Source organism: Flavobacterium panici, assembly GCF_024499525.1.
GTDB classification, from domain to species: domain Bacteria; phylum Bacteroidota; class Bacteroidia; order Flavobacteriales; family Flavobacteriaceae; genus Flavobacterium; species Flavobacterium panici.
The window spans coordinates 5656154-5678440 of sequence record NZ_CP100437.1 but is presented as its reverse complement, the minus strand read 5'-3'; the positions used below and the strand labels follow the sequence as shown (position 1 = coordinate 5678440).

Here is a 22287-nt window from a genome sequence, read left to right as displayed (position 1 = left end):
TCAACCACTGGAAACGCATCGTGATTATCCTGCGTCCCAGTGGTTGAAACCACTGGCTATATTAAATATAATGTCATTTTAAAACATCTCTATCTATGTTTGTTTAAACAAGTGAAACGCCTTTTCAACTCAACGAATATCTATGTTTCTATGTGTTTAAAAAATTAAGCAACAGAAAAAAAATATGAACGAGAAAGTAATTTCGTGCAAAGCATTAACCAAACGATTTGGAGATTTTACCGCCGTAGATGCCATCACTTTTGAAGTGGAAAAAGGAGAAATTTTCGGATTTCTCGGTGCAAACGGCGCAGGTAAAACAACAGCCATGAGAATGCTTTGCGGTTTATCGAACCCAACATCCGGCGAAGCAAAAATTGCAGGTTTTGATATTTATAAAGAAACCGAAAAAATAAAGAAAAGTATAGGATATATGAGTCAGAAATTCTCGTTGTACGATGATTTGACGGTTCAGGAAAACATTACCTTTTTTGCCGGAATTTATGGTTTAAGTGATAAAGCCATCAAAGAAAACAGTGCCGCACTTTTGAAACAATTAGGAATGGAAGATCAGGCAGACAAAAGAGTAAGTTCACTTCCGTTAGGATGGAAACAAAAATTGGCTTTTTCAACCGCGATTATTCATAAACCAGAAATCGTATTTCTGGATGAACCAACAGGCGGCGTAGATCCTGTAACGCGCCGACAATTTTGGGATTTGATTTACGAAGCATCCGGAAACGGAATTACCATTTTTGTAACCACACATTATATGGACGAAGCTGAATATTGTAACAGAGTTTCGATAATGGTCGACGGAAAAGTAGAAGCACTCGATACGCCTACAAACCTAAAAAAACAATTTAGCGTAACCACAATGGATGAGGTATTTTATCATCTTGCCAGAGAAGCGAAACGCGGAGAATAGCTATTCGTCCTGCAAGGTTTTCAAAACCTTGTAGGTATTAAGAATAGACCATATTCTAAATGAATTCCATCCTGCAAGGTTTCCAAAACCTTGTAGGTCTAAGTATAATGTGCACCAAATAATAGCATACCTACAAGGTTTTGAAAACCTTGCAGGAGAAGATAAAGTTCGAAAAAAAAAGAAAAATAATCCGAATATGAAACAGTTTCTAACATTCGTAAAAAAAGAATTTTTGCACGTGTTGCGTGACAAAAAAACACTGCTGATTCTCTTTGGAATGCCGGTAGTGCAGATTCTTATTTTTGGTTTTGCTTTAACCAATGAAGTAAAAAACTCCCAAATAGTAGTCGTTGATTATGCCAAAGATATTGCCTCACAAGAAATCATTACTAAAATAGAAGCAAGCCGTTATTTTGAAATTAGAAAAAGCCTTGTCGGAAGCAAAGAACTCGAAGCCGCTTTTAGAACCGGAGAAATTAAAATGGCAATTATATTTCCCGAAGGATTTAATAACCAGCTTTTGCATCAAAATAAAGCACAGATTCAGGTTTTGGCCGATGCATCAGACCCAAATAATGCGACAACTTTGACCAATTATGTTTCATCAATTATAAACGATTATCAGGCACAATTGAATCAGGAAAATACTGTGCTGTTGCAGATAAAACCCGAAGTAAAAATGCTATACAATCCGCAGTTAAAAGGCGCGCCAAATTTTGTTCCCGGCGTTATGGCCTTGGTTTTAATGCTAGTCTGCGTAATGATGACGGCAATTGCTATTGTAAAAGAAAAAGAAACCGGAACCATGGAAATTCTTTTGGTTTCGCCTTTTAAACCCTTAATGGTAATACTTTCAAAAGCAGTTCCGTATCTTTTACTTTCAATGGTAAATGTAGTTTCCATTTTATTATTGAGCATTTTTGTGCTCGATTTGCCAATTGCTGGAAACATACTTTTACTTTTTGCAGAAAGCACGTTGTTTATCATAACCTGTTTGACTTTAGGGATTTTTATTTCAGTTAAAACAGATTCGCAGCAAACCGCCATGTTGATTTCATTATTGGGAATGCTTTTGCCAACCTTACTTTTCAGCGGATTTATGTTTCCTATCGAAAATATGCCTCTGCCTTTGCAGTGGTTTTCAAATGTTGTGCCTTCAAAATGGTATTACATTATCGTAAAAGGAATTATGATAAAAGGATTAGGATTTTCCTATGTCTGGAAAGAAACTTTAATCCTGTTCGGAATCACTATTTTCTTATTGATCATAAGTCTTAAAAGCTTTAAAATACGTTTGTCATGAGAATCATCAAATTTTTACTCATCAAAGAGTTCAAACAAATATTTCGTAACCGCGCCATTTTAGCCGTGATTATGGTAATGCCCGTTATGCAGCTTATTATTTTGCCGCTTGCCGCCAATTATGAAATCAAAAATATTAATCTGGCCGTGGTTGACAACGATCGATCTGATTATTCAAGAGATTTAATCAATCAGGTTATTGCTTCAGGATACTTCAAATTAAGAACTTATAACGATTCGTATAAACAAGCGTTCACTCAATTAGAAGAAGACAATGCCGATTTAATTCTGGAAATTCCACACGGATTTGAAGAAGATCTTATTAAAGAAAATAAACAGCAGCTTTTTATTGGAGTAAACGCCATTAACGGGACAAAAGCCGGATTAGGTGCCGGTTATATCAGCGATATTATTAGAGAATACAATAACGGTTTACGCAAAAAAATGAATGTTCCCACAAGTTTTAATGCAATGCCCGTAATTGAAATTACATCATCAAACTGGTATAATCCGCATTTAAATTACCAATTGTATATGGTTCCGGGAATCCTGGCTATTTTAGTTACACTTGTTGGCGGTTTTCTTTCGGCATTAAATATTGTAAAAGAAAAAGAAGCCGGAACAATCGAACAGATTAATGTTTCTCCGGTCAAAAAATATCATTTTATTTTAGGGAAATTAATTCCGTTCTGGATTCTTGGCAATGTAGTTTTTACATTAGGATTATTAGTTGGCTGGATTTTTTACGGAATAATTCCAGTCGGAAATCTTTTGGTTTTATACGCTTTTATCGCCGTTTATTTACTCGCCATTTTAGGTTTCGGATTATTGGTTTCTACAATTTGCGACACACAGCAGCAAGCCATGCTTATTATGTTCTTTTTTGTAATGATTTTTGTTTTAATGGGCGGTTTGTTTACACCAATAGACAGTATGCCGGATTGGGCAAAAACAGTTTCAAAATTCAACCCGATAAGTTATTTTATTGATGTAATGCGAATGGTTGTTATAAAAGGAAGTGGTTTTAAAGATGTTCAAAAACACATTTTGGTGATTATAGGTTTTGCCATTGTTTTGAATATTGCCGCCGTTTTAAATTATAGAAAAACATCTTAAATAATTTAAAAAACTAAAGCCTTGATTTTAATGTCAAGGCTTTAGTTTTTTTGATTAAACAGTTTTTAAAATGCCGCCATCAGCGCGTAAACAAGAACCATTTGTTGCAATCGAAAGCGGACTTGAAAGATAAGCCGCAAGAGAAGCAATTTCGTTTGGATTAATAAAACGCTGTAACAAAGAATCCGGATTTGTTTGCTGAATAATAGCACTTTTCATTTGTTCGACTTCTATATTTTGTAATGAAGCAATATGTTCAATTGTCGCTGCAACACCATCAGAATAAGTTGGACCGCCTAAAATCGTATTTACCGTAACTTCTGTTCCCTTTGTTAATTTAGACAAACCATTACTTACAGCCATCATAGATGCTTTTGTCATTCCGTAATGAATCATGTTTCCGGGAATATTCACTCCAGATTCACTGCTGATAAAAATAATCCGCCCTGAATTCTTCTCCAGCATCTTCGGTAAAAGTTTTTGAGAAAGAAGAACACCACTCATCACATTAATATCAAAAATTCGGTACCAATCTTCCTCTTCAATATCTTCAAAAGCCTTTAATTCAAAAACGCCAACATTATTAATTAAGATATCAATATTGTCTAATTTGCTTAATAAATTTGAAACTTCTTCTTTATTGCTAAAATCAGCTTTTATTCCAGAAACAATTGCATCAGGAAATTCAGCTTTTAATTTTTGTACAGCAAGATTTGTTTTTTCTTCATTTCGTCCGTTAATGATAACTTCTGCTTTTTCATTTAATAACTGCTTTGCAATTGCAAAACCAATTCCCTGAGTTGAACCGCTTATAAAAGCCTTTTTTCCTTCTAATTTTAAATTCATTTTTATTGTTTTAATTTTGTAACGATTGATACATAAATAGTCAAAAAAATTAGCTGAGAACAGCTAATTGCATTTCGATTTGATTTTTCAAGACATTTCTGTCAGGATACATTCGGCGCAGCGTATTCAATCCGCACCAAAAAGTGATCAAATATTTCCCTAATATTTCGGGAGCCGTTATTGTTTGTAAAGTTCCATTTGCCTGTTCAAGCTTTATTGCCTGCGTAAACATTTCTTCCACTTCTTTTAAAATCTGCACGGCATTGGCTTCTAGTTTTTCATCAATAAAAGTCATTTCAACAACTGTATTAGCAATAATACAGCCTTTAAGATGTTCGTTTTCATCCGCGGAAGCGATACTTCTAAAAAAATCCTTAATCAATTCTAAAGGAGAATCGCTTTTATTTAATTCAATTTTAAAAGCATCAAAAGCTAATCGGCGTTCTTCAATGGCTTTTTGAAAAACCTCTTTTTTACCGCCTTTAAACGTATTATAAAAACTTCCGGCTCCGGCTCCGGTTGCTTTTTGCAAGTCGCTCAATGAAGTAGCGCTGTATCCTTTTTGCCAAAAAACTTCCTGAGCTTTCTTTATAATATTAGCATCTTCATAAATTGTCGGTCTTCCTCGCATCGCAGATTTATTTTGTAATGATCGGTACAAAATTATGCAAAAAATAAGTTGGATTCAAAATTTTGAGTGATTTTTAAAAATCAGTTAAGAGATTTTTTGAATTGAAGCGGCGTTAAATTGGTTTTCTTTTTAAAGAGTTTGCTAAACGACTGCGAATATTCGAAACCCAATGAAAAGGCAATTTCGTTTACACTTAAACTCGTTGTCGAAAGCAGTTGTTTTGATTTTTCAATAATATGATTTTGAATGTATTGCTGCGTATTTAAACCTGTAATATTTCGAAGTAAATCACTTAAATAACTGGCAGAAATATTTAATTCCTTCGATAAATACTGCACCGTAGGAAGTCCTTTTACAACAGGATTTTCTTTCTCAAAATAATCAAATAATAATTCCTCTAATCTGCTTAATAAATCATGTGCAGCGGTTTTTCGGGTAATAAACTGCCTGCCGTAAAATCGGTTAATATAATTAAGAATCAAGTCCAGATGCGCCACAATCAAATCCTGGCTGTAATGATCAATATTGTTTTTCAGTTCGTCCTGCATTTGCTTTAAAAGCCCTGAAATAATTACATCTTCCTTATCAGAAAGATGTAATGCCTCTGCAATGGAATAAGAAAAAAATCCGTAATTATTAATCGTTTTTCCTAAAGGATAATTTCGAATTAAATCAGTTTTAAAAACCAGCATAAAACCCATAACAGGATTATCATTGGTCTGCGTAACCGAAAATATCTGATCTGGTTTTGTGAGCGTTATCATTCCTTCATCAAAATCATAATCACGCTGTCCGTATTTAAATTTTCCGTTAACGCCTTTTTTCAAAGTAATGCAGTAAAAATCATTCGAAAAATGTTCCCAGATATCGCTGTGTTTGTAACTCAGTAAAGCAAAATCAATGACGCTGACCAAAGGATGATCTGGCTTGGGAAGCGCAAATAAATGATGCAGTTCTGAAATACTTTTGATTTTATGTGGAACCGATTTTTTCATCTAAACAAATTTACAAATTAATCGAAATTAGTAGCAAACGAAAGATGTTTCCATGATTCCATTTCTTCGGCTTCGGTTTTTCGATGCTCGATAATTGAATTATAACTGTCATTTCCTAAAGGAAGATGCACAGGCGGATTTTCTAATTGGGTAACATCAATTAATATTTTAGCCAGTTTTTTTGGGTCGCCGGGCTGGTTTCCGTCAAAACTTTTCAGCATATTTACGTGTTGTTCTACATTGTAAACGGCAATTTTATTTTTGGCCTGCGCCAAAGTGCTGTCGCTCATAAAACTCGTTCTAAACATTCCCGGCGCAATCGCAGTAACTTTAATGTCGAATTGTTTTGCCTCTTGTGCCAAAGCTTCAGAAAGTCCGATAACGGCAAATTTTGCTGCATTATAACTTCCCGTATTCGCATAACCAATATAGCCCATATTGGAAGCAATATTCAAGATATGTCCTGATTTTTGCTGACGCAGAAAGGGCATCACATTTCGAATCACATTTACGGTTCCAAATAAATTGACATCGATTGTTTTACGGAATTCTTCGTCGTTTATTTCTTCCATACTTCCCACTAAATAATAACCCGCATTATTCAGGACAACATCAATTTTTCCGAAAGTATCAATTGTAGTTTGAATCGCGTTTTTTACTGCTGCATCATTTGTAATATCAACATGAAGCGGAAGGAAGTTTTCATTTTGATTTCCAATTTGGTCGATTAACTCTTTTAAATTTCGGGAAGTTGCGGCTACTTTATCGCCATTTTTTAAAACTGCATTTACGGCTTCAAGTCCCATTCCTTTTGATGCTCCGGTTATAAACCATACTTTTTGACTGCTCATAATTTTTTGTGTTTAATTATCAAGCAAAATTCAAAAAAAGAAAACTTTAAAAAGTGTTCAAATTCAGGACTTTTGTGTTCCAATCGCTTCAATCGACTGGCATAAAATAGCAACTGCTTTTTCCATTTCTTCCTTTTCTAAATGTCCAAAACCTAATCTTGTAGCAGTTACATCTTTGGTTTGGTATAAAATAGTTTTGGGCAGAAACAAATCATTTTTGGCACATTCTTTTTGCAACGTAATCAAATTGAATTTATCAAGCCATTCAATCCAAACTGCTAAACCCCGCGCCGGAACTTTAAATTTAATTTTTCCTTTCAGCTTTTCATTCAATAAGGAAACAAAATAATCCCGACGTTCTTTGTAGATTTTTTTATTTTTCTTCGAAAGCCGATGCACTTCGCCTTCGTTAATCCATTCCGTTAAAACCTGTTCTTTTAAAACATCAATTCCAGGTTCGAGTATATTTTGGTGTTTTTCTAATTCAGAAATAAATTCGGGCGGTGCGGCCACAAAACCATAACTAAATCCAGACGGAAGCGATCTTCCAAATGACCCAATATAAACCACTTTTTGATTGGAATCAAAAGCGGCTAAAGGCAAAATAGGATTATTATCGTAATGAAAATCAAAATCGTAATCGTCTTCCAGAATCACAAATCCGTATTGATTGGCAAGTTCCAGTAATTCCTTTCTTCTTTTGGCACTTAAAGAAATTGTCGTTGGATAATTATAATTGGAAGTCAGATATAAAACCCTGATTTTGGTTTCTTCACAAATTTCTTTTAACCGATTCGTATCAATTCCGTCGGGATCAACGGGAATTGTAATAATCTGCGCTCCGGTATTCGTCAAAGTCATGTTCGAAATATAATATCCCGGAGAAGCTACAACAACTTTATCGCCCGGAGAAATCAACACTTTTGTAACCAGATACAAACTAATTTCATGACTGCTTGTTGTCAATAAATCTGCGGTAGAAATTCGTAAACCGCGCGTAAGATTGAGGTAATTCGAGAAATGCGTTTTAAAATTCAAATGTGACCGAATTTGAATCTGCTCGTATGTTTTGGATGTTTTCTGTCTTTTTAATTTTGAAACATAAAGTCGCGCCAGAATATCATTTTGAACCAGTCTTAAATCCGGCATTCCATCATTAAACTGATACGGAAGAGTACTGGTTTCGGTAGGATTTTCAAGAATAGTCGAACGTTTGAATTCAAAACCAATATTGATTTCCTGCGTTTTATTTTCTTTTGGAACAATAAATTCGGCGTTACTTTTTTCTTTATGCTGAGAAAGGATAAAAGTTCCTTTATTAGGAAGTGTTTCAATCCAGCCCTGAGATTCTAAATCCTGAAAAGCCTTTATTAAAGTGTTTCGGTTTACGGCTAAAAGTTTACATAAAATGCGTGTTCCCGGAAGTTTTGTTCCTTCTGGAAGAAATCCCGTTTGGATCGCTTTTATAAATTCAAAAACGATCTGCAGGTAAATTGCCGTGCTTTCTTCTGGCTTAAGCAAGATAAAGCTTTTAAAAGGAATTTGAACCGGACCACTCATAATTACAAAACTGGTATACTTTATTAGTACGGCAAGATACTACTTTTGCAAAAAAATTAAACCCAGAATGAAAAAAATCTATTTTGCTGTTACAGCATTAATATGTACCAACTTTTACGCCCAGACAAAAAAGGATTCAATTATAGAAATTGATGAGGTGATTATTCATGAAAACCGATTAAGCACGCCAATTTCAAAACAAAACAGAAACGTTTATGTTATTAGCAACGAAACGATTAAGAAATTACCGGGAAGAACGCTTCAGGAAGTTTTGCAATATGCAAACGGAGTTGACATTAGACAAAGAGGACCTTTTGGAGGACAGGCCGATATAAGTGTAGACGGAGGAAGTTTTGAGCAGACTGTTGTTTTGTTAAATGGTGCGAAAATAATTGACTCTCAAACGGCTCACAATATGCTTAATCTGCCGCTTCCGGTTGAAGCAATTGAAAGAATCGAAATTTTACGTGGCCCTGCTGCGAGAATCTTCGGAATCAACAGCTTAACGGGAGCGATTAATATTATTACTAAAAAGCCAACAAAATCGGGAGTTTTACTAAGTACTTATGCGGGTTCTAATTTTGAGAAAGATTCTGACGATACGGGAGATACATTTTTTGGAACCGGAGTTCAGGTTGGAGCTGTTTTAGGAAAAGAAAAGCAACAGCATTCTATTTTTGCATCGCACGATAAAAGCAACGGATATCGCTATAATACAGGATTTGAAAACAATAAAATCTTGTATCAGGGAAATGTTCAGGTGAATGATTCTAACGAAATTTTAGGTTCGTTTGGTTATGTAAAAAACGGATTTGGAGCTAACGGATTTTACGCTGCACCGGGCGATAAAAATTCTACAGAAATAGTGCAGACAACTTTTGCTAATATTCAGTCGAAACATTCTATTACGGAAAACTGGAAAATTATGCCAAGAGTTACGTACAGATACAATTATGATGATTACAGATATTTAGGAAATAACAACCTGAATGCAGGAAGAAGTCAGCATTATACCAATTCTATTGCGGCAGAATTAAATTCTTCTATCAAAACTGAAAAAGGTGAAATTGGTTTTGGTGCCGAATTCAGAAATGAAGATATTCATTCCTCAAACATTGGCGATCACGATCGTGAAAATGTAGGCATTTATGCAGAATACAAAACGTATTTATTTGAGAAACTGAACGTGAATTTAGGAACTTATCTTAATTATAATTCAGATTATAAATGGCAGATTTATCCAGGGCTTGATGCAAGTTACGAGTTGACAAACGAGTTTAAGGTTATTGCTAATGTGGGGACTAGTCAAAGGATTCCTTCGTTTACAGACTTGTACTTGAATCAGCGTCCGGGAAATATTGGAAATCCGGATTTGGAATCTGAAAATGCTTTTCAAAGTGAATTCGGGTTTAAATTCAACAGAAAATCTTTAAACTTAAACGTGAATTATTTTTACAGAGAAATAAGCAATTATATCGACTGGACAAGAATGGTGACAACGGTGCCGTGGCAAAGTCAAAACTACGGTGATTTAATTACTAACGGAATCAATATGCGCGGATCATACAGTTTTAATTTTTCTGATGATTCAAAAATGAATTTCACTTTAGGCTATTCTTACTTAGATTCTAAATTTAAAGATACCCGCGACGAACCGTATTCTAAATATCTGATTTCGTCTTTAAAACATCAGGTAACTAATACAATAGATTTTCAGCATAAAGATTTCTCTGTTTTACTGGCAACCCGTTTTAACGAAAGAGTTACCGGAGCTTCTTACTGGATTAATGACGCCAGAATTAGTCAGTCTATTAAAAAGTTTACCATTTTTATTGATGCACAAAACATTTTCAATACTACTTATTATGAAATTGGAGCATTTCCTTTGCCGGCAAGATGGTTCAGTTTAGGCGCAAAATTTGTTACTTTTTAAATACAAAGGTTAGTTATAAAAAGGGGAAAGGTATTCGATATCTTTCCCCTTTTTTTGGATCATTTTTCTTTTAGAAAAAAGTAAGAAAAAAAATAAAAAAAGGTATGTATTGCGGATAATTAAATAAAATCAGATCTATAAATTTGTGTCAAGTACCACAAGAAATAACATTTTAGAATCCTATTAAACCCAAAACATATGTCTGATTTTTTAAAACAATTTGGAGAAGATCTTAAAAAGAACGTACCTGGTTTTATCGCAGTTTCTGTAGCAGAAATCAAAAGCGGAATGTCTTATTATTCACAATCAGCTTTTAGCGATTTTGATCCGGAACTCGCATCTGCCTATAATCTTGAAGTCGTCAAAGCAGAAATGAATGCCATAAGAGCTTTAAAATTACAAGGTCAGGTTGTTGATAACGTTATGATTACGCTTACTTCTCAAATTCATATTATTGATGTTTCTGATAATGGAGAATATTTTATTTATTTGGCAGTAGACTCGACCAAAGCCAATTTGGGTATGACAAAATCTATATTGAATAAGTATAAAAAAGAAATAGCCCACAAACTGTAATTGCATTTTTTATAATTTTAAAAGAGGATTTTCTAATTTGAATTTCCTCTTTTTTATGGAAAATCGTTTTTTGTAAGCAAAGATTTATTTTATATTTAGTTTCAGAAAAGCGATTTTTTATAATGGAATTACGGCAATATTTCGAAAAATACAATGAAGAAGAAACCTGCATTGAGGAATTTAAAAACAAACGACTGGAAAACGGTTTGGTTTGTAAAAAGTGCGGGCATAATTCCCATTCTTTCAGAACAGTCGATTTAAAATTTCAATGTAAAAAATGCAAAAACAGAATCAGTCTTCGATCCGGAACCGTGATGGAAAACTCCAATTTACCCTTTAGATACTGGATGATTTGTATTGAATTAATGACACTTTCTAAAAAGAAATTCTCCATTTTACAATTGCAATATCTTTTAGGACACAAACGCTACGAACCTATTTGGCTGATGGTTCAGAAAATCCGTTTGGTGATGCATAAACGAGACGAAAAATATATGTTACGTGCTTATTCTGAGTTTGATTCTGAATTTCTAAAGGAAATTGAAAAACTTACTTTTTCAAAAAAGAAATAAAGTAAAACTTGGTTTCATATTATAATCTGCAACATTAAATCCTTTAAGCATAACGCACAGCCTTTTTATCTTTGTTATACTCCTGTTTAGACTTTCTTTTAAATAAGTAAACTAAGATTTATGAGTACGATTAAAAAAGGTTTTCTATTATTATTTTGTGCAGCGTTTATACAAATTGCTAAAGCACAGGATGCTCCGTATTCCATTGGTTTTATTCCCGCATCAATTGAAGAGGGAGATATTGCTTTCCCAATTTATGAAAAATGGCATTTAAGCGGACAGGCCGATTTTCAATTGGTGACACAAGGTGCATATACCAATGGAAATCCTTTTGCTTATACACAGCGTGTTGTAGTTAGGCCGTGGCTTATTTATTCAGGATTTAAAAATATAAAACTGTGGCTGGGTTATGCTCACAATCAAAAATATGCCGTAGAAGAAGCCGGAAATTATGAAACCTTAGAAAACAGGCTTATTGTAATGGGAACTTTTTCTCAGGATATGCCAAAAGGTTCCATTTTTGAACAAGTGCGTTTTGAAACCAAATTTTTTGATGACAGAAACGGAGTTCATCAAACAATTCCGAGATTAAGAGCCAGATTTGGTGTAAATCATTTTCTGCGTCAAACTAAAGAAAAACCTATATTTTTAGCACCAAACATTGGCTATTATACAGAATTGATGCTAAAGTTTGCCTCAAAAGATTATGCCGAAGAGCATTTTGATATTTTTAGATTATCAGTTTACTACACGGCAGGTATAACGCCCAATATCCATTTTCTGGCAGGCATCATTGGTCAGATGCAGCTGCGTGCTAACGGAAATCAGTTTGATGTGTATTACGGGCCAATGGTTTCTGTAAAATACAGTATCACACCTAAAGAAAGAGAAACTTTTGACAGCGTCGACGGCGGTGCTGATTAATTTAATTTAGTTCTCGAAAAGACTTCTTAATTTTTTAAATAAACTTATTTTACCAATTCCTGTATCATTTTTTTCAGGATAGTTCTATCTTTGCGCCAGATTTTGGTCTGTTTTTTCAAATTTAATGAAAAAACAGTTAAAAGGGAATCAGGTGTAAATCCTGAACAGACCCGCTACTGTAAGTTCTATATAAGTCTTTAAACACTACTATTGCCATTGTCCCGATTTTGCGGATGAGAAGGCTGTTTTAAAGATGGAACAAGTCAGGAGACCTGCCACAATCACATAGTTTAAGACTTTCGTGGAATAAAGTTGACAACAAGAATTGACCTGTTATTTACATAACAGGATTATCTCTTTTTGCTATTACATCCCGAAGTTTATTTAATTAATTGGTGATGTATTATAGAAAAAAAATACTCTTATTCGTTTTCATACTTTTTGCTCCGTTTGTACTTCATTCGCAAGTAGAAACTGATAGTCTGCGGGTTTTAAAAGAAGTAATCTTAAAAGGAAAACCCTATCAGGAAGTTATTCCCGTGCAGACACTTTCGGGAAAATTACTCGAAAATTTGTCGAGCCATAATGTTGCCGATGCTCTTCGGTATTTTGCCGGAACCCAAATAAAAGATTACGGAGGACTTGGCGGACTTAAAACCGTTGATGTTCGTAACATGGGAACACATCACGTAGGTGTTTTTTATGACGGAATACAATTAGGAAACGCACAAAACGGCGTTACCGATTTAGGGAAATATTCTCTCGACGATATGGAATCGCTAACGATGTATAACGGACAGAAAAGCGAAATATTCCAATCAGCAAAAGACTTTGCGGCGGCTTCTACGATTTATCTACGAACAAAACGTCCGGTTTTTATTGGCGATAAAAAAACAAATCTATTAGTACGTTTCAAGACAATGTCCATTAATTATTTTGATCCGTCTTTTAGATGGGAACAAAAATTAAGTGACAAAGTCGGTATGAGTTTTAGTTCTGAATACATAAAATCGAACGGAGAATATAAATTCAGATACAAAAGAAACAATCTCGACGGAACAATCGCTTACGATACAACAGCCACAAGACATAATAGTGATATTGAAGCTTTACGAGTAGAATCTGGTCTTTACGGAAAAATAAACAAAGGTTCCTGGGATGCTAAAGTATATTATTACGATTCCCACAGAGGAGCGCCGGGCGCAATTGTAGAAAATAAATTCTCCGACGGTTTCAGGCAATATGACAAGAATTTTTTCACGCAGGCATTTTTGGTAAAAGACTTTACCGAAAAATATAAATTTCAGGCAAGGGCAAAATTCGCTTACGATTACACACATTATGTCGCCAGAGATACCACGAATATATTAGGAGAAACGGTAACCGAAGGTGCACAGTCTGACGATAGTTATTATCAGCAGGAATATTATATCTCGGCAGTCAATATGTACAGCATTTTGTCAAATTGGGATGTTTCGCTGTCTACAGATTTTCAATACAACCGATTAAACGCTACAAGAAGAGGAATCCAGACTCAATTCTCTTACCCGCAGCGTTATACTACATTAATTTCTTTAGCCAGTACTTACAGAATTGGAGGTTTTAAAGCTTTAGGGAGCGTTATTGGCACAAACGTTCAGGAAGAAGTTCGCTACAACGCAAAAGCTCCAGATAAAACAGAATTTACTCCGGCCTTATTTCTAGGTTACGCACCATTTAAAAACTACGATTTTAATTTAAGAGCGTTTGCAAAACGAATTTTCAGAATGCCCACTTTCAACGATTTGTATTATACCATGATTGGTTCAAGCACTTTGCGACCAGAATATATGAATCAGTACGATGTTGGATTCACGTATAATTTTCCTCAGAATAAAGGCTTTTTCGACAAATTCTCTTTTCAGTTAGACGGTTATTACACCAATACAAAAGATAAAATAATCGCCGCGCCAACCGGAAATCTTTTCCGCTGGATGATGACGAATATCGGACAGGTGAAAGGAAAAGGAATAGAATCTGTTTTGAATATGGGAACGCATTTTGGTAAAGTAAATCTTGCTGCAAATCTTACTTACACGTATTCTGAAAGTAAAGATTATACCAAATTTGGCGGTCTTGAATTATCCTCTTACGGAGACCAAATTCCGTATACACCGTGGCATAGCGGTTCAGGAATCTTAAATGCCGATTATGAAACCTGGAATTTCAACTACAGTTTTATTTATGTTGGGAAACGCTATAACGGAAATGTCAATAACATAAAAATTAATGAAGTTCAGCCGTGGTATACTCATGATTTAGCCGTTCAAAAATTATTTGCATTTCAGAATTACAAATTAAAGGGCGCAGTAGAACTCAACAATGTTCTCAACCAAAATTATGAAGTGATATACAATTATCCAATGCCGGGCCGCACAGTGAAATTTATAATAAGTATTGAGCTATGAAAAAGATAACCGCAAAAATAATTCTCAGTTTATGTATCATTCTGGCTTTTGCTTCCTGCAGAGAAGATGAAACCATTTTTCCGTCAACAGATAAAAGTGTTGCTGCGCCAAGAAGTGACGGGAATATTGAAGGTTTTTATCTTTTGAACGAAGGAAATATGGGAATGAACCGCGCCAGTATTGACGTTTTTAATTACAGAACCGGAAATTACACGACCGATATTTATTCCGAAAGAAATCCAACGGTTGTAAAAGAATTAGGCGATGTTGGAAATGATATTAAGATTTACGGGAATAAAGTCTACGCCGTAATCAATTGTTCCAACAAAGTTGAGGTCATAGAAAAATGGACAGCAAAACGCATCAAAAAAATTGATATTCCCAATTGCCGTTATGTGACTTTTTATAAAGATAAAGCTTATGTGAGTTCGTATTCTGGTCCTGTAGCAATTGATCCAAATGCAGAAATTGGTTTTGTTGCCGAAATCGATACAACATCTTTAGAAATAAAAAGAAAAGTAACCGTTGGCTATCAGCCTGAACAAATGGTAGTTCATAACGGAAAATTGTATGTAGCAAATTCCGGAGGTTACAGAGTTCCAAATTATGACCGAACTGTTTCTGTAATTGATTTGGAAACTTTCAAAGAAATAAAAAAAATAGATGTCGGCATCAATTTGTACAGCATGCAGATTGACAGCCGCGGTGATATTTATGTGAGTTCCAGAGGAGATTATTACAACACGCCTTCGAATCTTTTTGTAATTGATACCAAAACCGATGAGAAAAAAATGCAGCTCGACATTCCGGTTTCAGACACTTGTCTGGTCGACGATTTACTTTATTTCTATAGCGTATCGTGGAGTTACTTAACCAACAGTAATAAAATTATCTATGGAATCCTTGATACAAAAACCAAACAAATAATCACAGATAGAATTATTACAGACGGCACAGAAAAGCAAATTATGATTCCATACGGACTTCAGGTAAATCCCGAAACAAAAGAGATTTATATAACCGATGCCCAGAATTATGTTGTAACAGGTTACATCTATTGCTTTACACCAGAAGGCAAATTAAAGTGGAAAACAACGGCTGGAAATATTCCTGCGCATATCGCTTTTATCACTAAGAAGTAAAGTGTAAAAAACTAATTATCATAAAATGAAAACAATTCCTTTTAAAATTTTAAAAACCACATTGCTGTCAATTCTCTTTTTGGGATTCATTGCTTGTGAAACCGATAAGGAAGAAGACAATGTAGAAATTCCAGCAGAAGTACTAAAAGAATCTTATTCAATTGACCGATTTAAAGTGCTGAATATTGTGCCAAATCTTCCGGCGAATTCAAAATTAACCTGGATTGCAAATGAAGATTCTTTGCTTTCGCAGAATTCACAATTGGATTTTATTAGTCCGTATTTAAAAAATTACAAGCTGACTTTAAAAGTAGAAATTAACGGAACTGTCAAAACCTATACATCAACTATCAATGTTGTACAAGAAACAAAAGCGTACAGTAAATATATTTCGAATGTATTTGATTTTCGTCCGGCAGCTGGTCAGTTTACGAATACAATTCCGGAATATATAACCGGAAATACGCAAAGTAATCTTATCAGTGCGGCAAAAAAAGCACTTGTTGGTTCAAATACGACTATGATTTCATTAGGCGGTTTTGGCGGTTATGTTGTTTTTGGATTTGATCATACAATTCCAAATATGGCTGGACGCGATTTTAAAGTTTTAGGAAATGCATTTTGGGGAAATCAGGCAAATGAAGCACGTTTTGGATCTTGCGAAGCGGGAATTATTTCTGTGGCTTACGACAAAAATAAAAACGGAAAACCCGATGAAGATGAATGGTACGAAATAGCAGGAAGTGAATACTTTAAAAACACAACGTTAAAGAATTTCAGCATTACTTATTTTAAACCAGATCCCAACAAAACTCCAATTGTAGCTGAAGGAAATGAATCCTGGCAAATGGATTCTGAATATATCAAATGGCAGGATAATTTGGGGAATTCCGGCTATAAATCTAAAAATATATTCCACGAACAAAGTTATTATCCGCTTTGGATTTCTGAGGCTTCTTATACGCTGAAAGGAACAAAAATAGCAGACAATTTTTACGATCAAAGCGGCGCAGGAAATTACTGGGTAGGGAAATCTTTTGATTTTGGCTATGCCGATAATGCTCCAAATAATGACGAAGCATCAAATATTGACATTGCCTGGGCCGTAGATAAAAACGGAAATTATGTAAAACTTCCCGGAATAGATTTCATTAAAATACATACAGCAATCAATCAGGAAGCGGGCTGGCTGGGAGAAGTTTCTACAGAAGTAGCGGGAGCTTACGACTTATATCTAAACTAATAAATTTTTTAAATCAACTATAATATGAAGAAAAATTACTTTTTAATACTACTATTATTATTTGCATTCTTTACCAATGCACAGGTATCGGTACAAGGTGTTCCGCGAAATGATATTCAGCAAAAATCATCGGTTAAAAAGCTGACGAGTAAAAAAACGGCTAGTGCAGCAGATTTTGCTCAAATTAAATATTGGGTAGGAACAGGAGCAAATCAAGCAGCTTTTGTGGTACAATGGAACGACGAGAAAAATGCCGATGCCTTAGTTTGGGGTTTTAAATGGGATGGAAATGCAACGGGAGAAGATATGCTCAAAGCAATTGCAAAAGCAGATCACCGTTTTTTTACTCTTTTATATCAGGGAACACAATTTGGATCTGCAATTGGCGGACTTGGTTTTGATTTGAACGGAGCTAACACAAACGGACTTTATAAAGATAAAAATGTAACGTATCCGTATTATCCGGTAAACGGAATTGTAAATACGACAGAATACGATTTTGATTTATATACGCCTATTGACGCGGCAGATCATTGGCAGTCTGGCTGGACAAGCAACGGATATTGGTCGTATTGGGTAAAAAATCCAACCGATACTGAATTTGGTTATTCTGGTTTGGGAGCAAGCAGCCGTGTTTTAGAAAACGGTTCATGGGATGTTTGGAATTATAATCCGGGATTTAATTCGTTTGATATTGCGTCAACTTTTACTGCGGTAGCGCCATACGTTGCGGCAACAGATTTTACTGCGGGTTATTTCTTGGTAAACGAAGAATGGTTTGGACACACCAACGGATCTGTAAATTTTGTGAATGCTGACGGAAATATTAGTTACCGTGTTTACAGTGCGACAAACAGCAGTCAGGCTTTTGGGGCAACAACGCAGTATGGAACAATTTATGGAGATAAGTTTTACTTTATTTCAAAGCAAGCTTCAGATGGAGGAGACAGTCAATATACTCCGGGTGGAAGATTGGTTGTTGCGAATGCGAAAACGATGAAGAAAATCGCCGGATTTAATGATATTGGCGGGGGCGATGGACGTTCGTTTGTTGGTGTTGATGAAAAGACAGGTTATATTGGTGCTTCAAACGGAGTTTTTCTTTTTGATATTGCCAATCTAAAAGTGGGAAGCCTAGTAACAGGAACAGGCGGCGGAAGTCAGTATTCCGGACAAATAGGAAACATGATTCGTACTTCTCATTATGTATTTGCTGTAAAACAAAATGCAGGAATTCTGGTTATTGATCCAGCGACAAATAGTGTAAAAACTACTATTACCGGAGCATTTCATTCTGTAGTTCAGGCGAAAGACGGAAGTGTTTGGGGAATTCAGAATCAGAAATTAATTAATATTAATGAAACAACTTTTGCCCTAACAGAATATGCAATTCCAACTACGAAATATTTAGGATCTTGGGGAGCATGGAACGCAGGAAGTTTTACCTACAGCAATCAGCAGAATGCTTTGTATTGGATAAATTCTATTAATAGTTTTAATTCAGGAACACAAATTGTAAAGTTTGATGTTGCCACAAAAACGTTCAATGAGAATTTTGCAGTAATTCCGGGACAAACAGGAACTTTTAAACAAATTCCTTACGGTGCGGCATTGCGTATTGATCCGGTTTCTGATAAATTAATTCTGAATACAACAGAAAGCGGATTTGGAGCGCATTACCAAAAAAACTGGATTCATACTTTTGATAACAAAGGAGTTTTAACAAACACTAAAATTTTAGATGATTATTACTGGTTTCCTGCTATGACTGTTTTTCCGGATAATGCTTCGCCAGTAATTAGTGCGGCTTTGCCTTCAGAAGTTTCAGTAAAAAATGCAACCGTAATTGATTTAAAAAATATTGTTTCGGATGCCGATAATTTATCTCTTGCCATTGCAAAATCGGTAAAATCAAATAGTGATGCACAAATTGTTACAGCGGTAATAAATGAAAAAGACGAGTTGGTTTTAACACCAAAAAAGACTGGAAATGCGACAGTTGTAATCAGTTTTAATTCGAATGGTAAATTCGTTGAAAAATCAATTACTGTTAAAGCATCAATTAATTTAGGAACAGAGGAATTTACAAAAGTAAAACTGTCAGTTTATCCTAATCCGGTTTCTGAAATCCTGAATATTCAAACAGAAGATGAAGTATTAGGCGTGAATGTTTATGACATTTCAGGAAAAGCAATTAATGCTGAGGTTAATTATAAACAAATTAACGTAAGTTCTTTAATAAAAGGATTATACATTATAAAGGTTGTAACTGATAAAGCTAGTTATGTACAAAAGTTTATTAAAAATTAATCTTTGAATAAAACAAAAACCGAACCCCTTTATGAATTCAATAAAGGGGTTTTTTAATTTAAATCATTTTGATCCTTATAATGAAGATTGAAAAAAATACAGCATTTAGTGTGAAATTATAAAGCGGAATGAATCATAAATAATTACTTTATTTATGCCATAAAATTAATTATATTAGCATTAGCATAGCAATAAAAAATATTCATTACACTAAAATGCTGCGATGGAATTAACAGAAAATAATGATTTTTTTGAAACTGTTTTTAATTCTGCTGCAAACGGAATCGCAGTTATAAAGTCTTTGTATAACGATAAAGGCGAAATAGAAGACTTTTCTATACTAGTTTTTAATACTTACACCAAAAAATGGATTGGTGATATCGAATACAAAAACAAACGGTTCAGTGTTGTTTTTCCCACGATAAAAAAAAATGGTATTCTGGAAAGATTTATTGAAGCAGCCCAAACCGGAGTAACAGCTAATTTTGAACGCTGGTATGATGGAGAGGGAATACAGCTTTGGTTTCGGTTTACGGCTGTAAAACAAGATGAATTACTCATTGTAACCACAGAAGATATAACCGAAAGAAAAAAAGCAGAAATTACACTCAACAATGCTTTAACAGCTGCAGAAAAACAAAAAAGACTTTACGACTCCATCACAAGTACAACACCGGATTTGGTCTATGTATTTGATTTATCATACAAGTTTACATATGCCAATAAAGCCTTGCTTACCATGTGGGGAAAATCAGCAGAAGATGCCATTGGAAAAGGTTTAAGAGAAAATGGATATGAAGAATGGCATGCTGCAATGCATGAAAGAGAAATTGACGAAGTTGTTGCTTCTAAAAAATCTATTAGGGGAACAGTTTCTTTTCCGCATGCAGAACTGGGCAAAAGAATTTACGATTATATTTTTGCCCCGGTTTTAAATGAAAAAGGAGAAGTAGAAGCTATTGCAGGTACGACGCGTGATATTACTGAAATAAAACTGGCAGAGGAACAGCAGTTTTTATCCCGAAAAAAAATAGAAGAAAGCGAAGCCCGATTAAAATCTATGATCGATCAAACGCCGTCTCCAACTTTGGTGTTAATGGGTGACAATTTGGTAATCGAGCAGATTAACAAACATATGCTCACCCTGATTGGTCGCGACGAGGAAATAATAGGCATGCCGCTGATTGAAGTTTTGCCCGAATTAAAAGGGCAGTACGTTTGGACTCAGGTTCAAAATGTTTATAATAAAGGAATTTCTTTTGACCAGAGTGAAGTCCTGGTTCAGCATAACCGTACAGGTATAATGGTCGATTATTACTATAATCTGGCCTATCGCCCTTTAGTGGAAGATGGAAAAATAACCGGTATGATTCAGGTAGCGGTTGATGTTACACAGCAGGTAGTGGCCCGAAAAAAGATGGAGGAAAGTGAAACCCGTTTCCGCGCTTTGGTTAATGCTTCATCTGATATGGTGTACAGCATGAATGCAGACTGGACAATAATGCGAACCATGGAAGGAAGCAGATTTTTATCTGATGTTGAAGAACCAACTATAAATTGGTTTGATAAATACATTCATCCGGATGATAAGCAAATAGTACTGAATCATATTAAGGAATCAATAGCAAACAAAAGTGTTTTTGAATTAGAATACAGAGTTTTAAACGCAGATGGATCATTAGGATGGACTTTTTCAAGGGCAATCCCAATATTAGACCATGAAAATAATATAATTGAATGGTTTGGTGCAGCAAGTGATATTACTTCGCAAAAAGAGGTAGAGCAGATTATTAAGGAAAGCGAAGAAAAATTCAGACTTCTTGCAGATTTGGTACCGCAAATTATCTGGACCGGACAACCGGATGGTTTTGTCGATTATTATAATAAACGCTGGTATGAATATACCGGTTTTGAAGAAAATGAATTTGGAGATACAAGCTGGACTCCTTTCCTGCATCCGGATGATGTTGATCTGGTATTGGGATATTGGTATCAAAGCGTTCAAAAAGGTACTGCATATCAAATTGAACTGCGATTAAAAAATGGAGATACAGGAGAATTCAGATGGTTTTTAAGTAAAGCAGTACCTATAAAAGATGGATCGGGAGCGATTGTCAAATGGTTTGGTACCTGCACCGATATTCATGAACAAAAAACGATTACTGAAAAACTGGAAGTTCTGGTTGAAAACAGAACGAAAGAATTAAAACGTTCCAACGAAGATTTACAGCAGTTTGCACATGTGGCGTCTCATGATTTAAAAGAACCGGTAAGAAAAATTAAAACATTTACAAGCAGGCTGGAAGATCATCTTGATGGAAAGTTAGACGAATCTGCAAGCAGGTTTATAGAGAGAATTCACGTTGCGACAGATCGTATGTACAATATGATTGATGGCGTTTTGGCATATTCTAAAATCAATGCCGATTTGCAGAAACCAACTTTGGTTGATCTCAATAAGGTTATAAAAAATATTGAAATTGATTTAGAAATCATTTTGCAAAAAACAGGCGGGAAAATTCATTATCACGATCTCCCAACAATTGAAGGAGCTTTGGTACTTCTTTATCAGCTTTTTTATAATCTTATTAATAATTCTATTAAGTTTGCCAAAAATGAAACGCCGCCTGAAATTATATTATCATCAAAAATAGTTACTCAGGAGGATAAAAGTCTTGCTGTAATTACAGTGAAAGATAACGGAATTGGCTTTGAATCTGCACAGGCAGAGCGGATATTTGAAACTTTTACGCGTCTCAATTCCAAAGATAGTTACGAAGGAACCGGCTTAGGATTATCACTTTGTAAAAAAATAGCAGAACGGCATGGAGGAAATATTGTTGCAGAAGGTAATACAAAAGGTGCCGCTTTTATTGTAACACTCCCTTTAAAACAAAATGAAAATGATATTTAG

Annotated in this window: 16 protein-coding genes, 1 pseudogene and 1 riboswitch; of the genes and pseudogenes, 12 read left to right on the top strand and 5 right to left on the bottom strand. The window is 34.9% G+C overall.

The window, feature by feature from the left end; all coding sequences use genetic code 11:
• Positions 1-184: 184 nt before the first annotated feature.
• The 3 genes from NLJ00_RS23715 to NLJ00_RS23705 all read left to right on the top strand — a co-directional run bounded on the left by NLJ00_RS23715 (position 185) and on the right by NLJ00_RS23705 (position 3343).
• Entirely contained in the window at positions 185-925 is a 741-nt protein-coding gene (locus tag NLJ00_RS23715; protein WP_180858153.1) for an ABC transporter ATP-binding protein, read from the top strand.
• A gap of 196 nt (positions 926-1121) precedes the next feature.
• A complete protein-coding gene (locus tag NLJ00_RS23710) occupies positions 1122-2228 on the top strand; it encodes an ABC transporter permease (protein WP_256635647.1) in 1107 nt (368 codons plus the stop codon).
• Positions 2225-3343, top strand: coding sequence for an ABC transporter permease (locus NLJ00_RS23705; protein WP_256635646.1), 1119 nt, complete (start codon positions 2225-2227; stop codon positions 3341-3343). Before NLJ00_RS23710 ends, NLJ00_RS23705 begins: the two co-directional genes overlap by 4 nt.
• Before the next feature lie 54 nt (positions 3344-3397).
• Here the strand turns inward: NLJ00_RS23705 and NLJ00_RS23700 are convergent, their stop codons facing one another.
• The 5 genes from NLJ00_RS23700 to NLJ00_RS23680 form a co-directional block, all read right to left on the bottom strand.
• Complete coding sequence (locus NLJ00_RS23700) at positions 3398-4189, bottom strand: SDR family NAD(P)-dependent oxidoreductase (protein ID WP_256635645.1); 792 nt, start codon at positions 4187-4189, stop codon at positions 3398-3400.
• 49 nt (positions 4190-4238) lie between these two features.
• A complete protein-coding gene (locus NLJ00_RS23695) occupies positions 4239-4820 on the bottom strand; it encodes a TetR/AcrR family transcriptional regulator (RefSeq protein WP_256635644.1) in 582 nt (193 codons plus the stop codon).
• Positions 4821-4900: 80 nt separating this feature from the next.
• Complete coding sequence (locus NLJ00_RS23690) at positions 4901-5815, bottom strand: helix-turn-helix domain-containing protein (RefSeq protein ID WP_256635643.1); 915 nt, start codon at positions 5813-5815, stop codon at positions 4901-4903.
• 17 nt (positions 5816-5832) lie between these two features.
• Positions 5833-6666, bottom strand: a complete 834-nt coding sequence (locus NLJ00_RS23685) for an SDR family NAD(P)-dependent oxidoreductase (protein WP_256635642.1) — start codon at positions 6664-6666, stop codon at positions 5833-5835.
• A 63-nt stretch (positions 6667-6729) separates the two neighbouring features.
• On the bottom strand, positions 6730-8187 hold the full coding sequence (locus NLJ00_RS23680) for an aminotransferase-like domain-containing protein (RefSeq protein ID WP_256635641.1): 1458 nt from the start codon (positions 8185-8187) through the stop codon (positions 6730-6732).
• A 106-nt stretch (positions 8188-8293) separates the two neighbouring features.
• On the opposite strand from NLJ00_RS23680, the gene NLJ00_RS23675 reads away from it, so the two are divergent.
• From NLJ00_RS23675 to NLJ00_RS23635, 9 genes and pseudogenes are all read left to right on the top strand, one after another.
• Complete coding sequence (locus NLJ00_RS23675) at positions 8294-10159, top strand: TonB-dependent receptor plug domain-containing protein (protein ID WP_256635640.1); 1866 nt, start codon at positions 8294-8296, stop codon at positions 10157-10159.
• Between the two features lie 198 nt (positions 10160-10357).
• The gene (locus NLJ00_RS23670) at positions 10358-10735 is read left to right on the top strand and encodes a hypothetical protein (protein WP_053474230.1); all 378 of its coding nucleotides are present in this window, start codon (positions 10358-10360) and stop codon (positions 10733-10735) included.
• 122 nt (positions 10736-10857) lie between these two features.
• Positions 10858-11304 (top strand): annotated as a pseudogene (locus NLJ00_RS23665) (transposase); the annotation flags it as partial.
• A gap of 123 nt (positions 11305-11427) precedes the next feature.
• Positions 11428-12231, top strand: a complete 804-nt coding sequence (locus NLJ00_RS23660) for a DUF2490 domain-containing protein (protein ID WP_256635639.1) — start codon at positions 11428-11430, stop codon at positions 12229-12231.
• 86 nt (positions 12232-12317) lie between these two features.
• Positions 12318-12525, top strand: a riboswitch (cobalamin riboswitch).
• Between the two features lie 104 nt (positions 12526-12629).
• Positions 12630-14678 carry a TonB-dependent receptor gene (locus tag NLJ00_RS23655; RefSeq protein WP_256635638.1) on the top strand — a complete coding sequence of 683 codons (2049 nt, stop codon included), beginning with the start codon at positions 12630-12632 and terminating at the stop codon, positions 14676-14678.
• Positions 14675-15820: a DUF5074 domain-containing protein gene (locus tag NLJ00_RS23650; RefSeq protein ID WP_256635637.1), complete on the top strand. Its 1146-nt coding sequence runs from the start codon at positions 14675-14677 to the stop codon at positions 15818-15820. The genes NLJ00_RS23655 and NLJ00_RS23650 overlap by 4 nt, the downstream gene beginning before the upstream one ends.
• A 25-nt stretch (positions 15821-15845) precedes the next feature.
• Entirely contained in the window at positions 15846-17063 is a 1218-nt protein-coding gene (locus NLJ00_RS23645; protein WP_256635636.1) for a cell surface protein, read from the top strand.
• 24 nt (positions 17064-17087) lie between these two features.
• Positions 17088-19373 carry a T9SS type A sorting domain-containing protein gene (locus tag NLJ00_RS23640; protein ID WP_256635635.1) on the top strand — a complete coding sequence of 762 codons (2286 nt, stop codon included), beginning with the start codon at positions 17088-17090 and terminating at the stop codon, positions 19371-19373.
• A gap of 223 nt (positions 19374-19596) precedes the next feature.
• Positions 19597-22287 (top strand): PAS domain S-box protein, encoded by a 2691-nt coding sequence (locus NLJ00_RS23635; RefSeq protein ID WP_256635634.1) that lies wholly within the window; start codon positions 19597-19599, stop codon positions 22285-22287.

Excerpts from the sequence above, each read along its gene's own strand:
- NLJ00_RS23635 (WP_256635634.1), top strand. The coding sequence starts at position 19,597 with ATGGAATTAACAGAAAATAATGATTTTTTTGAAACTGTTTTTAATTCT.
- NLJ00_RS23645 (WP_256635636.1), top strand. The coding sequence starts at position 15,846 with ATGAAAACAATTCCTTTTAAAATTTTAAAAACCACATTGCTGTCAATT.
- NLJ00_RS23660 (WP_256635639.1), top strand. The coding sequence starts at position 11,428 with ATGAGTACGATTAAAAAAGGTTTTCTATTATTATTTTGTGCAGCGTTT.
- NLJ00_RS23685 (WP_256635642.1), bottom strand. The coding sequence starts at position 6,666 with ATGAGCAGTCAAAAAGTATGGTTTATAACCGGAGCATCAAAAGGAATG.
- NLJ00_RS23705 (WP_256635646.1), top strand. The coding sequence starts at position 2,225 with ATGAGAATCATCAAATTTTTACTCATCAAAGAGTTCAAACAAATATTT.
- NLJ00_RS23700 (WP_256635645.1), bottom strand. The coding sequence starts at position 4,189 with ATGAATTTAAAATTAGAAGGAAAAAAGGCTTTTATAAGCGGTTCAACT.
- NLJ00_RS23675 (WP_256635640.1), top strand. The coding sequence starts at position 8,294 with ATGAAAAAAATCTATTTTGCTGTTACAGCATTAATATGTACCAACTTT.
- NLJ00_RS23640 (WP_256635635.1), top strand. The coding sequence starts at position 17,088 with ATGAAGAAAAATTACTTTTTAATACTACTATTATTATTTGCATTCTTT.
- NLJ00_RS23670 (WP_053474230.1), top strand. The coding sequence starts at position 10,358 with ATGTCTGATTTTTTAAAACAATTTGGAGAAGATCTTAAAAAGAACGTA.
- NLJ00_RS23695 (WP_256635644.1), bottom strand. The coding sequence starts at position 4,820 with ATGCGAGGAAGACCGACAATTTATGAAGATGCTAATATTATAAAGAAA.
- NLJ00_RS23710 (WP_256635647.1), top strand. The coding sequence starts at position 1,122 with ATGAAACAGTTTCTAACATTCGTAAAAAAAGAATTTTTGCACGTGTTG.
- NLJ00_RS23650 (WP_256635637.1), top strand. The coding sequence starts at position 14,675 with ATGAAAAAGATAACCGCAAAAATAATTCTCAGTTTATGTATCATTCTG.
- NLJ00_RS23715 (WP_180858153.1), top strand. The coding sequence starts at position 185 with ATGAACGAGAAAGTAATTTCGTGCAAAGCATTAACCAAACGATTTGGA.
- NLJ00_RS23690 (WP_256635643.1), bottom strand. The coding sequence starts at position 5,815 with ATGAAAAAATCGGTTCCACATAAAATCAAAAGTATTTCAGAACTGCAT.
- NLJ00_RS23655 (WP_256635638.1), top strand. The coding sequence starts at position 12,630 with ATGTATTATAGAAAAAAAATACTCTTATTCGTTTTCATACTTTTTGCT.